Origin of the sequence: Pseudomonas tolaasii NCPPB 2192 (assembly GCF_002813445.1) — a bacterium.
GTDB classification, from domain to species: Bacteria; Pseudomonadota; Gammaproteobacteria; order Pseudomonadales; family Pseudomonadaceae; genus Aquipseudomonas; species Aquipseudomonas tolaasii.
Genome location: NZ_PHHD01000001.1, coordinates 6,042,095 through 6,056,982 on the forward strand (window position 1 = coordinate 6,042,095; position 14,888 = coordinate 6,056,982).

The following is a 14,888-nucleotide window of genomic DNA, read 5'->3' on the forward strand; positions in this document are numbered from 1 at the left end:
ACAACTCGACAAGGCCGAGGCAAGGCCAAGACAAGGATAGTTATCTTGCGCATTTTTTCCCGTGTATTACTGCTGATACTCATAGCACTGGGCCTGCTCCTGGCCGTGGTGCTCTACTACACCATCAACCCCAGGCTGCCGGACTACGTGCCCGTAGACCAGGTGCACTACCAGGATCAATGGAGTGCCGCCGACCGCCAGACCTATTACTTCACGCCCCAGGGCACCCAGGTAAAAGGCCTGCATTACGACTGGTTCACCGCCCTGGAATTGCCGTTTTCCCAGCAGCGTTTCGCCACCCCGGAATACCTCGCACGTTTCGGCTTCCTGGTGGACCCAAAACAAGTGCCCACCGCGCAGAACCCTGGCAACCTGCCCGTCGGTTTCGCCCGTCATCAAAACGCCGGCAGCCAGGTTGAATACCTCGACATCACCTGCGCCGCCTGCCATACCGGCGAGCTGCACTTCAAAGGTCAGGCCCTGCGCATCGACGGTGGCTCAGCCCAACACGTGCTGCCTTCCAGCGTGCCCACCCTGCGCGGCGGCAGCTTCGGCCAGGCGTTGGTGGCCAGCCTGGCCGCCACCTACTACATGCCCTGGAAATTCGACCGTTTCGCCCGCGCAGTGCTCGGCCCTCACTATGACGAGCCCAACAAAAACCAGCTGCGCCAGGACTTCAAACAGTCGCTGAACCAGTTCCTCAAAGTCGCCTGGAACGACACCCACCGCGGCCTCTACCCCACCGAAGAAGGCCCCGGCCGTACCGACGCCTTTGGCCGTATCGCCAATGCCAGCTTCGGCGATGCCATCTCCCCGGAGAATTATCGCGTCGCCAACGCGCCGGTGGACTACCCGCACTTGTGGGATATCTGGACCTTCGACTGGGTGCAATGGAACGGTTCGGCCCAACAACCCATGGCACGCAATATCGGTGAAGCCCTGGGCGTTGGCGCCACGCTGACCTTCTTCGACAACGCCGGCCAGCCCCTGCAAGGCGACGCGCGTTACCCGTCCAGCGTACGGGTGCGCGACCTGAACATGATCGAAGAAACCCTGCAGCGCCTCAAACCACCGACCTGGCCCGAAGACCTGTTCGGTGCCATAGACAAGCCCCTCGCCGCCCAGGGGCGCGCACTGTTCGCCGAGAACTGCGCCGGCTGCCACGTGCCGAGCGTCACCCAGGAAAATGGCCGCCCGGTGCAACAACTGAAAATGATCCCCGTGGACTACATCGGCACCGACCCGAGCGCCGCCAGCAACATTGCCGACCAGCGTTACGACCTGAGCGCTCTGCAATGGGACCCGGCGGAGTTGGCCAAGCTGAATGTCGAACTGCACCCGACGCCGAGTGAGCCGCTGGACCTGAAGCAAATGTCAGTGGCCAAGGGCCTGGCCTACGTCACCGCATTCGTGGAAGAACACGCCTACCGCGCTGCGGGGGTCACCCCAACCGAACGCCCCCGCCTGGACGGCTACGGCTTACCCATCGGCGTACGCGAGTTGCGTGCCTACAAGGCGCGACCACTGGCCGGTGTGTGGGCCACCCCGCCGTTCCTGCACAATGGCTCGGTACCGACGATCTACCAACTGCTCTCGCCCCAGGACGAGCGCAGCACCACCTTCTTTAAAGGCACTTTCGACTACGACCCGCGCCACCTGGGCTTCCAGACCGGCACCTTCAAGAACGCCTTTTTGTTCGATACCAAAATCACCGGCAACCACAACAGTGGCCACGAATTCCGTGCCGGCCAGCGTGGCAACGGCGTGATCGGCCGCAGCCTGCTGCCGCAGGAACGCTGGGCGCTGCTGGAATACCTCAAAGTGCTGGGCGGCCCGCTGGAGCAACAACTGCCATGATTATCCGATCGCAATACAACGAACGCTCCCTGCTCGCGCGACTGTGGCTGGGCCTGGGCAAATTTCTCGGCAAGACGCTGTTGTGGCTGGCGGGCCTCGGGCTGCTCGGCTGGCTGGCGGCGACCGCGTGGTTCGCCTGGCAGCACAGTGGCCCGGTGTCGTCGAACGAGCAGATACCGCCCGGTGAAGCGGCGATGACCCAGGGCATCATCCAGACCGCCGTGCGCATCGTCGACCAGCACCGCGAGGGCACGCGCTACCTGCGCGATGCCCACGCCAAGGCCCACGGCTGTGTGAAGGCCGAAGTCAGCGTGCTGGCCGACCTGGACCCGGCGCTGCGCCAAGGCGTGTTCGCCGAACCCGGCAAGACCTGGCAGGCGATGATGCGGCTGTCCAACGGCAACGCCTACCCGCAGTTCGACAGCATCCGCGATGCGCGGGGCATGGCGATCAAGTTGCTGGATGTGCCGGGCAAGCAATTGATGGCCGACCAACAGGCGCGCGCGGAGCAGGACTTCGTGATGTTCAGCCACCCCAACTTTTTTGTCAGCGATGTGGCCGAATACGCGCAGAACATCGGCGCGCAGGCGGATGGCAAGAAAGTGCTGGCGTTCTTCCCCAAGGCTGACCCGCGCAGCTGGCAAGTGCGCCACTTGTTTATCGCACTGGCAACCTTGGCACCCGCCCCTGCCAGCCCGACGCAGGCTACGTACTTTTCAGTCTCGCCCTACAAGTTCGGCACGGCCAACGCCAAGTTCCGCGTCGCGCCTGACCCGCAAAGCTGCCCGGAATACGTCTTGCCCAAGCAGAACGAAGACTTGCCGAACTTCCTGCGCAGCGCTTTGAACCAGCAACTGTCCACAGACCGCGTACCGGCGTGTTTCGTGTTGCAGATTCAGCGCCAGAACCCGCAAAAATTCATGCCGATCGAAGACACCAGTATCGAGTGGAAGGAAAGCGATGCGCCTTACGAAACGGTAGCCAAGGTGAACATTCCTGCCCAGGATTTCGACACCCCGGCTTTGAATCTGGCGTGCGACAACCAGTCGTTCAACCCTTGGTTCGGGCTGGAAGCGCACCGGCCGATTGGCGGCATCAACCGGCTGCGCAAAGCCGTGTATGAAGCGGTCAGCGATTACCGCCACAGCCGCAACGCACCATAAAGAGTTCGTAAAAACAGGCCCGGCGCCGTAAGGATCGCGTCGGGTCTATTGAGCTGCCTGCGCCCCGCTTCTAACGTGACCACCTACCCATCACTGCGCAGGAAGTCACCGTGGAAAGCTCAACCCTCGGCATGCTCGTACTGACCCTCATTGCCGTGTTCGGCACCGCGTCTTTTTGTTTCGAGCACCTGGCCACGCGCCAACCACGCAAGAAGAAGCTGCCAGGGCAAATCGCAGACGAAAAAAAGCCCGCTCAATGAGCGGGCTTTCTGTGGTGACCTGGCGTTCAGTGGTCCAGGTGACCGAATATGGCGCAGCGGACGGGAACATAACTCAACCTCTAACCTGTTGATTTAACGCAAAACCAAACTAGAAAACATAATGCAAGTACTTAAATATGTACTCATTTTCTCTGGCTGACAAGCCCCTCACCGCTCGCGCCGCTAGAGCAACGCCAGCAACCCAATCGTGCGCCATTACCGCCGCATTTCCCGCGCACCGTGACCTATTAATAACCGGACACCACTCGATGCGTTTGCGGCTGCCAGCTTCAGCGCATCGGAGAAGATGTCAGCGAGAAGCGGGATTACACACCGGGCGTGTTCACCGCTGAACAGTACGTAAGGGGGAAATGGGTTTGCCCAGTGCGAAACACTGATCCAAGCGCCGGTGCCGCCGCAGGTGATCGACAAGGGCATCCCCACGGCGGGCCTGCTGGCGCACGTGATGGTGCCAAGTTCGCCGATTACCTACCATCCTGCGTTCAACGCTGTCGTAGTGGGTGGGTCAAACCGGCGTACTACTTCAACCCTTGGTCGATGCGCTGCGCGATGTGGTGCTGGCCCAGCGCGTGGTTCACGCTGACGAAACGCCGGTACAAATGCTGTTGCCGGGTCGGAAGAAAACCCACCGCGCTTACATTTTGGCCTACAACTCTACGCCGGTTTCGGCACTCAACGCCGTGGTCTACGACTTCAGCCCCAGCCGTGCTGGAGAACATGCGCGTTACCTCCTGGGCTCCTGGAACAGCAAGCTGGTCTGTGACCACTTCGCCGGCTATGTGGCTAGCTTCGTGCTGGGCATCACCGAAATTGGCTGCATGGCCCATGCGCGCCGCAAGTTCTTTGACCGGCATATGGCCAACAAAAGCCAGATGGCGGAGCAGGAGCTTCACTCGATTAATGGGCTGTACAAAGTCGAAAAACACGCCAAGGAAATGAGTGACGAGGACCTTTGGCGATTACGCCAGGAAATGGCGGTGCCCATCGCTGGAAAACAGCATGAGTGGATGTTGGCTCCGCGTGCACTTGTGCCCGAGGGTTCGACCACGGCCAAGGCCCTAGATTACAGCCTGAAAAGCTGGGTAGCGCAGGCGCGCTACCTAGAAGAGGGTGCTGTGCGCATAGACAACAACCAGATCGAGAACTTGATCCGCGCGTGGGCGCTTGGGCGGTCGAACTGGTTAGTTGCTGGGTCGCTGCGCAGCGGCAAAAAGGCGGCGGTGATAATGAGCTTGATTCAATCTGCACGCTTCAATGGGCATGACCCGTACACTTATCTCAAGGATGTGCTCACGCGGCTGCCGACTCAGCGAGCCCTTCACTTTGAGCAATTGCTGCCTCATCAGTGGTCGCCTGCCTAACTTGCGCATGGGAGGTGCACTCAGGCTCGAATACTCGCAGCCGGAGCCACCGCGCAGTACCCTCATCCTGTCTTCGAAGCCGAAGCGAACAGGGCGTTAGACCGCGTCATGCAAGACGGCTTCGACATGTTATGGGATGTCTACCTCTCAATCCCTGACTCTCCTGCCCCTGTCGATTTGCTAAGCCCAACGGCGCATCAGCGTCGATGAATAATTGAGTTTCGAAAGTTTAGATAACATTAATGAGGGTGGATCATGGCTCAAACCGAAGTTCTCGTAGTCGGAGCTGGCCCAACTGGGCTCGCTCTCGCTCTCTGGCTAACCAAGCAAGGGGTTACCGTAAGAATCATAGATAAAAGCAGCGACTCAGGTGAAACGTTTTGCACAATGGCTCTTAAGGCGCGAACGCTGGAGTTCTATCGCCAACTCGGCTGGCCGATGCGGTCGTAGAGGCCGGCTATTAAAACTGCGAAAAACAATAGTGAAAGGCTAGACCAAGCAAAGGCCTGTCCAGCAACTATCCTCATTTATGAACTTGTTGTTGGGCGGATCGGTGGAGGAATCCACGCCTGTGGCTGCAGCACCTGCCCTCGATATTGAGAGTCGACCGGGTCTTACCTTCCACCCAGGGCTAGATGCGACTCAGCCCCCTGCACCTATAAAGGTGCGCATCAGGGTAATCGATCTTGATCGAGGTGACCATGAAGTAAATCCTCCATCCTGCCCTGCCGTTTGCACGCTTGGTTGACGTCCTGAATTTGCCCCTTTGTGCTGGATACCAACTCTCAGTTAAGTCGATGTCTCCGCTGACGAAGCCCTGCGCCAAACCGTTACCGTTTAGGCTTTGCCGGGGGCGCTTTGCACATGACACCATATCGACTTTCAACACTCCCTAGCTTCAAGTCGCGGGCATTAACACCGCGATATCCGGCTGGGGACGCCGCAGTCGATGTCCGATAAATTTGTTTCGCCGGACAGCTAATCGCGAGCGCACCATACCAAGATAACCGGGTCCGCTAGCCATTTCCGGCGACAAAGGTAAGGGGACAATCCATCTTCGCGAGCAGATAATCACCACGGTATCTTTGAGAATTTTCGCCTCCCGAGTTTTCTGCTCAGCATCCGTTGCAGTTCGCGAATCGCCTGAGCATAATTTTCAGCTCGGGCGCCCGCACCTACTCACTGGGGTTGCATGCAGGATCAGACTGGAGGGAAAAATGGGGGCGGGCAGCGCATGAATAAAATAATAACATTTAAATTCAAGAACTTAATAAAATAAAAACGTCTCCCACAAGCCGGGCTAACCTAAAACCAAATAGCTAGAGTCAGAGGGTTGCCGGGGACGTACTGACGAGAGTTGAGTCCACACGCCTCGGCCTAGGAGGTCTTGTTTCGCACATACACCCGGCTGGCCATGTCCTCGCCGACCAGCACCACTGCAGGACCAGGTGTAATGGCGTGCCACCCCACAGCCGAGCGAATCCCTTCCAAGATGTGTTCCACGATGACCTGGCTGCGCATCACCTGGGCGGCACTAGTAGAAAACGACTGTGCGATCGTCATTGAGCAGAATTCTGTGTTCAACGTGAAGTTGCACGGCGCGGGCGAGTACCTAGCATTCGGTGTCGCGACATTGGCCACCAGATCATCTGCAGTTGGGGCATGATCAATGCGCTGCAAGTTCGACTCGATGAGTGGATCCTCATCGTGGCCCGCCGTCACATAGTGGGCAGTGGCTGCGATGAGCTTCACCCCTAAGTTTATGGGTTTGATGGTAAGAACCCTCGACCTTGACGCTGAGTAGGATCGAGTGATGGATATCGATGATTTGGCCGGCCCATAGTCTTGATACGTCACCGCTCAGGATCTGTGTGTAACGGGCGAGAATCACGGTGTCGATCTTCTGCTCACGCACCATTTCCAGAAGTTGGCTTCCTGCTTGTTTTTTTTCAGAAGTGACAGGCAGGTAGTGAAAATCCAGCCTCTCATGCTCAGCTCTGCGCCTGAACTTCTCAAGGTTCGATACGATCAAGACCAGTTCCATTGGCAAATGATCGACACTGTTGCGGTACAGCAGGTCATTCAAGCAATGGCCCATCTGAGACACCATCATCATGACCCGCGGCTCCACTGACGTGTCATAGGTGTTCCATTCCATGCCGTAGCAGGCTTCGCGCGAGTCGCTCAGCGCAACGCCGTGGCGCAACTCCACGCAAACGCGCATGAAGAACTTTTACGTTAGGCCGAAAAAATTCAACGACTGATGGAGCTGAAGTATGTACGCATTGACTAGTACAATATCGCCCAAGCCCATTGCCCCTTCATGTATGCGCCTTACTGCAATCAGCATTATGAAAATTAGGCCGGTGGATATGATGAAGACCTGCCCAATGCTCAAACAAACAAACGTCCACTCATTCCTGGCAGATGCGTCCTCCCGCTTTCTCAACGCAGCATCGAGACGCTGAGCCTCATGATCTTCTGCGCCGAAGTATTTCACCGTCTCGAAATTTAGAAGACTATCAATTGATTTGCTGCTGGATTCAGCGCTCGCCTCGTTGAGCGCGCGACGGAAACGAGTGCACCACGCGCTAATGGAAATTGTAAACCCTGCGTAGGCAGCCACAGTAGCCAAAGTCACCAATCTGAAGATCGCACCGAAGAGGTACCAAAGAATGGTTCAGACAAGCACGACCTCGAAGGCGATAGGCACCAGAGAGAACAAGACTGTCGATAGAATGACCGGGATACAGTGGGTACCCGCTCGATTTAACGCGCTACCCCCTCCCCTGTCTTCCGATCAAGGTGGAATCTGAGACTGAGCTGATGCAGCCTCTTGAAGATGCGAAGTCCTGACAAGCGAGTTGCGTTAGCGTTGACACGGACGAATACTGCGGTCCGCAGCTCATCAAAGACGGTAGCCATCAGTCGGCCGCCGCCGTAGGCGAGTACAAGGCCAACCGGTGTCGCAAGATCCCCCGTGCTTACCTCCAACTTCAAGCGATCGATTTCCCGCAGGAAATTCAACTGTTTTTCCAGTGCTAAGACCGTCATGACGCTTACCCTTGTGATTCTGCACTCAGCAATACCCATTCGAAGAGCGTGTAGGTAGGTCCAGGAAGAATAATTTTTATTTGCCTTCCAACTAGTAAACAGTTAAACCCAAGCCGTGTCATAAGGAACTATCATGATCATCATTCCTGCCCTGCTGCCAGCACCTTATGTGTTACCAAAAACCGCAGAAACCGGGAGTTGCCCGGGGGCGAAAGCAGTTGCCGCTGATTTTCCGGCGCTGTTGAAGGAACAATGCCAGCTTACTTCGGCGAGCGTCGACGTCCACAGCGCACCCCGAGACGACATCGGACACGCCAACACGTGTAAGAACGCCTATATTCTCGGTATTCCTTTCGAATGCAGAGTGCCCGCTTCCCTTAATGCCTTGGCGCAGCCCGCAAGCGTGCTCACCTGGATACAGACTGACGTGGCTCGAACGTCGGCGCAGCCGCCCCGGGCCCGGCCTTCTTATAAGCCCGAACCCGTGCTCTCTGACTTCAATCTTTTTAAAGGAAGAGCCTGTCGAACAGGGGCTCAGTGATCACACCGAAGACTTCTGGATCGCCATAGGCGCGCGCCGAAAGCATGGCGCCATGGACCGCTGCCATGAACATCTCTGCTTCGGCACGCGCATCACTGGACAACACCAATACTCCCTGTTTTGCCCCTCGCTCTAGTACAGAGGTTATCCAGGCCGAAAGCGAGCGAAAATGGGCCCGCACCTCCAAAACCACGTCTTGAGGCATCACCGAGATCGGCTGCATGGCACACGCATGCCGTAAGTTCTTCGAACTGCATGCGGCAAACAAAAGCCAACTGGCTGAACAGGCACTTCACTCAGTCGGCGGCCTGTACGAGATCGAGCGGCAAGCCAAAGACATGGACGATGAAGAACGCAGGCGATTACGTCAGGAAATAACGGTGCCCATTGCAGCAAAGTTGCATGAGTGGATGCTGGTTCAGCGCGAGCTTGTGCCAGAAGGCTCAGCGACGGCCAAGACTTTGGATTACAGCTTGAAACGCAGGGTAGCGCTAACGCGCTACCTGGATGATGGTGCTGTGCCCATCGACAATAACCCGGTCGAAAACACGATCAGGACATGGGCGCTTGGGCGCTCCAATTGATTGGTTGTTTGCCGGATCTCTGCGCAGCGGCAAACGAGCGGCCGCGATCATGAGTTTGATCCAGTCGGCGCGGCTCAACGGGCATGATCCATATGCTTACTTGAAAGACGCTGTGGCTCGACTGCCAACACAGCGTGCAAGTGACATCGCCGAGCTGCTGCCGCATAAATGGGCTCCTCAGGTGATGTAAATCTGAATGCATCCTCTTGGACGAGCCGTCAGTTGCATTGAACTACGAGGGTAAACGTTGATTAGGGGGTTTACTTCAAAGGGGATTCAATATAATTTTAAATTGTGCGCACACTAACCGTTGTGCCCCTTGATATTAAATAGGAGGATGCTATGTCACCGTTAAACGTGATGAAGTTCTAAACGATCAAGCTGTCACCCCCTCTCTCGAAAATCTTGAAACACGCTGGTCTCAACGTTGGCAGCTCGAAGGCACTTACGCCTTTGACCACGCAGCCCAACGCGACGCCGTGTTCTCAATTGATACGCCCCCGCCGACGGCTTCAGGCTCGCTGCATGTCGGCCATGTCTTCAGCTATACCCACACAGATATCATCGCTCGATTCCAGCGTATGCGAGGCAAGGCTGTGTTCTATCCCATGGGATGGGACGACAACGGATTGCCTACCGAACGCAGGGTCGAGAATTTCTATGGGGTACGCTGCGACTCGCTGGCAGCCTATCAGCCTGGTTTCAGGCCATCTGAGCCCGCTCCTTTAAAGCGAGGTGACTTTACTGTCATCAGTAGGCGCAACTTCATCGAGTTGTGTCACGAACTGACAGCTATTGATGAGCAAGCATTCCGTGCACTCTTCGTGCAACTGGGCTTGTCCGTTGATTGGAGCCTTTCATATGCCACCATTGATGAGCGCTCCCAACGAGTAAGTCAGCGCGCTTTACTTCGTAACTATCAGCGTGGCGAACTTTATAGCCAGGAAGCGCCTTGCCTGTGGGATGTAACGTTTCAGACAGCCGTGGCTCAAGCAGAGCTTGAAGAGCGCGAGGTCGATGGTGCATATCACGAACTCGTCTTTGAATCAGCGGATGGTGGTGCATTGAAGGTTGCTACCACTCGGCCTGAGCTACTGATGGCATGCGTGGCGCTGGTAGCTCACCCGGACGACGTTCGCTATCAGGAGCAGTTCGGGCAATCCATGCGCTTGCCGATTTTTGACTTTGAGGTACCGCTGCTGGCACACCCTTTGGGTGATCCTGATAAGGGCACCGGCTTGGTCATGGTCTGCACCTTTGGCGATCTTACCGATGTGATTTGGTGGCGGGAATTGCAGTTGCCAACGCGATCGATACTGGGAAAAGATGGGCGCCTGTTGCTTGAGACGCCTTCCTGGTTGACGACACCCCGTAGCCAGCAAGCCTATGCAGGCTTGGCCGGCCGTAATTTGTCTCAGGTTCGTACACTGCTCGTGTCGATGCTGCGCGACTGCAGCGCCATGCAAGATGAGCCACGACCGATTCGACACTTTGTAAAGTTTTTCGAAAAAGGTGACCGACCTTTGGAAGTTCTCGCCACTCGGCAGTGGTACTTGCGCAATGGCGGACGCGATATGAGCCTGCGGAACTCGTTACTTACCTCTGGCCAGGCGCTGGACTGGCATCCGCCGCATATGCTCAGGCGTTACGAGCACTGGGTCGGTGGTTTGAATGGTGATTGGTTAATCAGTCGTCAGCGCATGTTCGGCGTGCCGATACCGTTCTGGTACAGCCTGAACGCACAAAGCGAAGCGCAATACAGCGCTCCGATTATTGCCTACGAGGAAAGCTTGCCAGTTGATCCGAGCCTGGATACTCCGCCAGGGTATCGGCCAGAACAACGTGGGCAACCGAATGGTTTCATCGGCGAACAGGACATCATGGATACGTGGGCCACCAGCTCGCTGACGCCTCAAATCGCAGGAGGGTGGGGAGATGACGACGCATTGTTCGCCAAAATATACCCCATGGATCTCAGGCCTCAAGGTCACGACATAATCCGCACTTGGCTATTCTCAACTTTGGTACGCAGCCATTTTGAACACCGTTGCGTGCCATGGCGTAATGTCGCGCTCTCTGGGTGGATTCTTGATCCTGACCGTAAAAAAATGTCTAAATCCAAGGGTAACGTGGTGACCCCTCAAGACTTGCTCGACCAGCATGGAAGTGACGGCGTGCGCTACTGGGCAGCCTCAGCGCGGCTCGGCAGTGATACAGCCTTTGAGGAACAGCAGATGAAGATCGGCCGCCGTTTGGCCGTCAAGCTGTTCAATCTATCAAAGTTGGTTCAAGGTTTTGCGAAGGATGACAACGGAGATATCGACCAACCGCTGGATCAGGCCATGCTTAAACGCTTGGACTGCGTAGTCCAGGACGCTACGTTCGCCCTTGAGGCGTACGACTATAGCGTGGCGCTCTCGCGTATCGAAGGGTTCTTTTGGTGGTTTTGCGATGACTACGTCGAGTTGGTCAAGCGTCGCGCCTATCGACCAGAAGACCATTCGGCCCGTAATGCTCTTGCACATGCACTGAGCGTGCAACAGCGACTGTTTGCGCCATTTCTGCCATTTGTGTGCGAGGAAGTATGGCAATTTTGGAATTGCGGCTCAGTGCACAATGCGTCTTGGCCGCAAGGGGATGCTTCTCCTGACGCGTCTAGTGAAAGCTTATTGATGAGTGTTAGTGCCGTGCTATCCGCGATTCGCAAAGCAAAATCTGACAGCCGCCAATCCATGAAGGCTCCGGTAGCACGTGTTGAACTGGTTGACAGTGCTGCGCGGCTTGAAGTGATAAAAGGCGTTCGCCAAGACTTGATCGAAGCAGGTCAGGTTGAGGCTTTGGTGTTTATAGAGGGAACTGAGCAGCAGGTCGGTGTATGGCTGAAGTGACGCATACTTAAAGGCAAGTCTATTCGCGGGGCGATCAAGGAGATCGCTTCGCGTGCACGTGTATAGTCGTCCATCAAACACTTGGTTCATATACCAAACAGAAGATATGCCGTAGTGGTTTGACCTGCAACCAGATCTCATTCCGTCAGGCATCTCAGTAGTTAGAGCTCCTACCTGCCTAGATTGCTGCCGTCAAAGTTATCGCGTTGGGTGGGTTTACCAACCGCTTACCCCACAGACCCGTAGGTGCTGAACTACCGCATACGGCTCCTGCCTTGGATGGGTGACGCGAAACGATCCTCAGGGTAAGGATGTGCACTCTTAGGGCTCGGCATATTGAGGTCAGCAAAGCGTCCAAGACGTGACCATTGAAGCCGATGACGCTGACTGCGACGCTTGTAGGCTTGCCGCTAGAGACGACACACTGCCAGACGAAAACCGCCAAGACATATCAGTTTTCCGGCACCGCGTGGTAATTGAAGTAACCGCTTATCACACGTTTTAGCCATCGCCCTTGAATCCGGATAAGGTCATGACGCCGGCGACTCAACTCCTCACGGATCGCAAGAAGGGTCGCACGCATACACTTTTTGACAGTCAGTGGCAGTACTTGCATACCATGGCGAAAAAGGCGGTGTTAACGATCCACCTCGACTCAGCCAGCCCCCCGCATCGTTTTCCATCCTGCCGAGGCTTTTTCCTCACGCCCAATCCCTCCTAATGCCAATCGTCCGGCACCTCAAACAAACATATTGTGATCTGTAATAACACTAGCTAGCAAGATCCACACGTCACCCGACTTTGTTCCCTTGTATCTGCCAGCAACGCCGGAGGTAGCCAGGGCAATGATGATGGCGAGAGCGAAGTCACAACTCAGAATCACAAATAAAAGAAGTTGGAAACAACTTGAGTACTACATCATCCGCTGCCGCTGGTCGCGAACCTGTCGCTGTTGTAGGTGCAGGCCTGATCGGTAGAGCTTGGGCAATTGTGTTTGCTCGCGCAGGGCACCCTGTACGTTTGCACGACATGGATGAGCAAGCCGTGGCAAGCAGCCACGGCTATATCGAGGCCAGATTGAATGAGCTCGCTGAATTCGATCTACTGAATGACACCCGTCCACCGTGCTGGAGCGCATTACCTGCGTTGCGGATCTGGGTGAGGCGTTACGGGACTCTGTTCTCATGCAAGAAAACGTGCGAGAAACCGTCGAGGCTAAGATCGACATCTTCTCTCGCATGGACGCCTTAGCTCCAATGAATCGCCCCGGATTCTCTAGATACCTTGCAAGTTCATTACGTAACGCTTTTCAAACTCTACCGGCGACAGCTTATTGTTGAAACCATAACGACGTTTTGCGTTGTAGTACATCTCGATGTAATCGAACACATCGCTACGAGCATCCTCCTGCGTGGTGTAAGTTTTTCGTTTGATCCGCTCCCGCTTTAGAAGCTGAAAAAAGCTTTCGGCCACGGCATTGTCATGGCAGTTGCCACGACGACTCATGTTGGCGACTAAGTTGTTCGCCTTCAAAAAGCTGCGCCAATCGGAGCTACTGTATTAGCTGCCCTGGTCGCTGTGAACCATCACTTCCTGCTTCGGCTTTCGTCTCCAAACCGCCATCAATAACGCATCAATGGCCAAATCACTGGTCATTTGCGACTTCATTGACCAGCCAACGACCTGACGAGAAAACAGATCCAGCACCACAGCCAAATACAGCCAGCCTTCATGCGTACGAATGTAAGTGATGTCGGTGACCCAAACCTTGTTGGGTTCCACGACATCGAACTGGCGCTTCAGCAAATTGGGTGAAGTGACCGGTGGCTTACCGCCGTATTTTCCAGGGGGACGTCGATACCCTGTCTGAGAGCGCAGCCCTTCAAGACGCATCAGTCTTGCCACACGATGGCGGCCACACACTTCACCCACTTCGCGCAGATCGTCATGGATTTTTGCGATAGCCATAAACGCCGCCACTTTCCAGCCATGAATGCTTGATCAAACCCAGCAGTCGCTGGTCGTCTTTGGCGCATGAAGATTGCGGTTCAGACAACCAGGCGTAATAACCACTGGGATGGACTTTCAGCGTCTGGCAAAGCCGTCGAATGGAGTTCGCCCGCGCGCAGCGTGATAAAGGCGTACTTCAGCCGCACTCCTTGGCAAAGTACGCGGCGGCCTTTTTAAGATGTCTCGCTCTTCAGTGACACGCTTGAGTTCCGCTCGCAGGCGACGCAGTTCAGCGTACTGATCATCATCCTGCTGGCGCTCCTCTTGAAATTTGCTGTAGCGCTTTATCCAGGCATGGAGGCTGTGCGCCGACACGCCAAGACGGGCCGCCACATCGGCGACGGCTAGCCTCTTTTCGGTCACTTGATTGACCGCTTGGATTTTGAATTCTCGGGGTAACGTGGGTTGTTCATGGCACCTCCTGATTGGCCTCAGTTTAAGGCAAAGAGGTGTCTAGGAAACTCGGGGCGATTCAATCCGTCGTCGACGACGAATCACAGAAGATGAAGATTCCAGGCCCCAGGATGACTCGCCGCAAGCCTGCTGCGGGCATGGCATTGAAGAAATTGGACAACCTGGTTGAGGTCCTCGGCTTAGCACGCTCCGTTTTAAAAGCGACTATCCAATCCTGTTCGCCTGGGTGTACCGGTAGAGGCTCAGTCTGTGCTGGCAGTCCTCCCGAACTTGTAATTACCCCGCCATGCTCGGAGTGAATCGACACCTGAAAGAACGCATGCCCGATCTGATCGTTGGCCAACTCAAAAGCTGTCTGGAGCAGTAGCGCTGCACACGGAAATCCATCGTTAATAATATATCGAATGTACTTCACACGTTGTTCAGCCGAAGAAGGTGGGGAAGACGACGAACTCAAACTGCTCAAGAACGTCTTGGTCACGTTCGACCTTGGCGCGCAGGATGGTCCCTTCCCATGCACTGACCGGAAAGCTAACGACCGCCTCTGCAGGTGCAGGGGACTTCAGTTTTCCGGCCCCGCCGGCCTGTTGAATACAGGTCGCGAGCGCATCAGTCCAAGCCTTGTACATGCCTTTCAGTCGCGCCCTGACGTCGTCATTGCGCGCCATCTCAGCACTGAAGTTACCAATCAGGCATCCCTTCTGAAATTCTTGGGCGACCACCATGTCGGCGTAT

11 protein-coding genes and 5 pseudogenes are annotated in these 14,888 nt (G+C 55.8%); 10 read left to right on the forward strand and 6 right to left on the reverse strand.

All coding sequences use genetic code 11. From position 1 onward, the window contains the following. The first annotated feature begins 45 nt into the window (after positions 1-45). The 5 genes and pseudogenes from ATI14_RS27435 to ATI14_RS27450 all read left to right on the forward strand — a co-directional run. A complete protein-coding gene (locus ATI14_RS27435) occupies positions 46-1,857 on the forward strand; it encodes a di-heme-cytochrome C peroxidase (protein WP_016968967.1) in 1,812 nt (603 codons plus the stop codon). Next, a complete protein-coding gene (locus tag ATI14_RS27440; RefSeq protein WP_016968966.1) occupies positions 1,854-3,020 on the forward strand; it encodes a catalase family protein in 1,167 nt (388 codons plus the stop codon). Before ATI14_RS27435 ends, ATI14_RS27440 begins: the two co-directional genes overlap by 4 nt. A 110-nt stretch (positions 3,021-3,130) precedes the next feature. Beyond that, positions 3,131-3,280, forward strand: a complete 150-nt coding sequence (locus ATI14_RS31490) for a hypothetical protein (RefSeq protein ID WP_016968965.1) — start codon at positions 3,131-3,133, stop codon at positions 3,278-3,280. 171 nt (positions 3,281-3,451) lie between these two features. Next, positions 3,452-4,662: pseudogene (gene tnpC / locus ATI14_RS27445) on the forward strand (IS66 family transposase); the annotation flags it as partial. Positions 4,663-4,917: 255 nt separating this feature from the next. Further along, a pseudogene (locus ATI14_RS27450) lies at positions 4,918-5,123 on the forward strand (FAD-dependent oxidoreductase); the annotation flags it as partial. Between the two features lie 916 nt (positions 5,124-6,039). Here the strand turns inward: ATI14_RS27450 and ATI14_RS31525 are convergent. From ATI14_RS31525 to ATI14_RS32045, 3 genes are read right to left on the reverse strand one after another with little or no spacing between them, the layout of a single operon-like run. Next, a complete protein-coding gene (locus tag ATI14_RS31525) occupies positions 6,040-6,342 on the reverse strand; it encodes a hypothetical protein (RefSeq protein ID WP_196775063.1) in 303 nt (100 codons plus the stop codon). A gap of 22 nt (positions 6,343-6,364) precedes the next feature. Next, entirely contained in the window at positions 6,365-6,874 is a 510-nt protein-coding gene (locus ATI14_RS27455; protein WP_196775062.1) for a formyltransferase family protein, read from the reverse strand. 21 nt (positions 6,875-6,895) lie between these two features. Further along, positions 6,896-7,339: an ABC transporter transmembrane domain-containing protein gene (locus ATI14_RS32045; protein ID WP_100831523.1), complete on the reverse strand. Its 444-nt coding sequence runs from the start codon at positions 7,337-7,339 to the stop codon at positions 6,896-6,898. A 510-nt stretch (positions 7,340-7,849) separates the two neighbouring features. On the opposite strand from ATI14_RS32045, the gene ATI14_RS31285 reads away from it, so the two are divergent. Then, positions 7,850-8,257, forward strand: a complete 408-nt coding sequence (locus ATI14_RS31285) for a hypothetical protein (RefSeq protein WP_130886755.1) — start codon at positions 7,850-7,852, stop codon at positions 8,255-8,257. On the opposite strand, the gene ATI14_RS27470 is transcribed toward ATI14_RS31285, so the two are convergent. Beyond that, positions 8,223-8,480, reverse strand: coding sequence for a hypothetical protein (locus tag ATI14_RS27470; protein WP_016973502.1), 258 nt, complete (start codon positions 8,478-8,480; stop codon positions 8,223-8,225). The two genes, ATI14_RS31285 and ATI14_RS27470, sit on opposite strands and share 35 nt — an antisense overlap. Here ATI14_RS27470 and ATI14_RS27475 point away from each other — a divergent pair. The 4 genes and pseudogenes from ATI14_RS27475 to ATI14_RS31890 form a co-directional block, all read left to right on the forward strand. Further along, a pseudogene (locus ATI14_RS27475) lies at positions 8,458-9,031 on the forward strand (IS66 family transposase); the annotation flags it as partial. The gene ATI14_RS27470 and the pseudogene ATI14_RS27475 sit on opposite strands and share 23 nt — an antisense overlap. 139 nt (positions 9,032-9,170) lie before the next feature. After that, positions 9,171-11,729, forward strand: coding sequence for a valine--tRNA ligase (gene valS / locus ATI14_RS27480; RefSeq protein WP_080520669.1), 2,559 nt, complete (start codon positions 9,171-9,173; stop codon positions 11,727-11,729). 990 nt (positions 11,730-12,719) lie between these two features. Then, positions 12,720-12,779: pseudogene (locus ATI14_RS31885) on the forward strand (hypothetical protein); the annotation flags it as partial. Between the two features lie 74 nt (positions 12,780-12,853). Continuing rightward, positions 12,854-13,069, forward strand: coding sequence for a 3-hydroxyacyl-CoA dehydrogenase NAD-binding domain-containing protein (locus tag ATI14_RS31890; RefSeq protein WP_250638331.1), 216 nt, complete (start codon positions 12,854-12,856; stop codon positions 13,067-13,069). Here ATI14_RS31890 and ATI14_RS27495 read toward each other — a convergent pair. Continuing rightward, positions 13,005-14,165, reverse strand: a pseudogene (locus ATI14_RS27495) (IS3 family transposase). The gene ATI14_RS31890 and the pseudogene ATI14_RS27495 sit on opposite strands and share 65 nt — an antisense overlap. Positions 14,166-14,575: 410 nt before the next feature. After that, positions 14,576-14,878 (reverse strand): TetR family transcriptional regulator C-terminal domain-containing protein, encoded by a 303-nt coding sequence (locus tag ATI14_RS27500; RefSeq protein WP_016973507.1) that lies wholly within the window; start codon positions 14,876-14,878, stop codon positions 14,576-14,578. Positions 14,879-14,888 lie beyond the last annotated feature (10 nt).

Excerpts from the sequence above, each read along its gene's own strand:
- ATI14_RS27440 (WP_016968966.1), top strand. The coding sequence starts at position 1,854 with ATGATTATCCGATCGCAATACAACGAACGCTCCCTGCTCGCGCGACTG.
- ATI14_RS31285 (WP_130886755.1), top strand. The coding sequence starts at position 7,850 with ATGATCATCATTCCTGCCCTGCTGCCAGCACCTTATGTGTTACCAAAA.
- ATI14_RS27470 (WP_016973502.1), bottom strand. The coding sequence starts at position 8,480 with ATGCAGCCGATCTCGGTGATGCCTCAAGACGTGGTTTTGGAGGTGCGG.
- ATI14_RS27500 (WP_016973507.1), bottom strand. The coding sequence starts at position 14,878 with ATGGTGGTCGCCCAAGAATTTCAGAAGGGATGCCTGATTGGTAACTTC.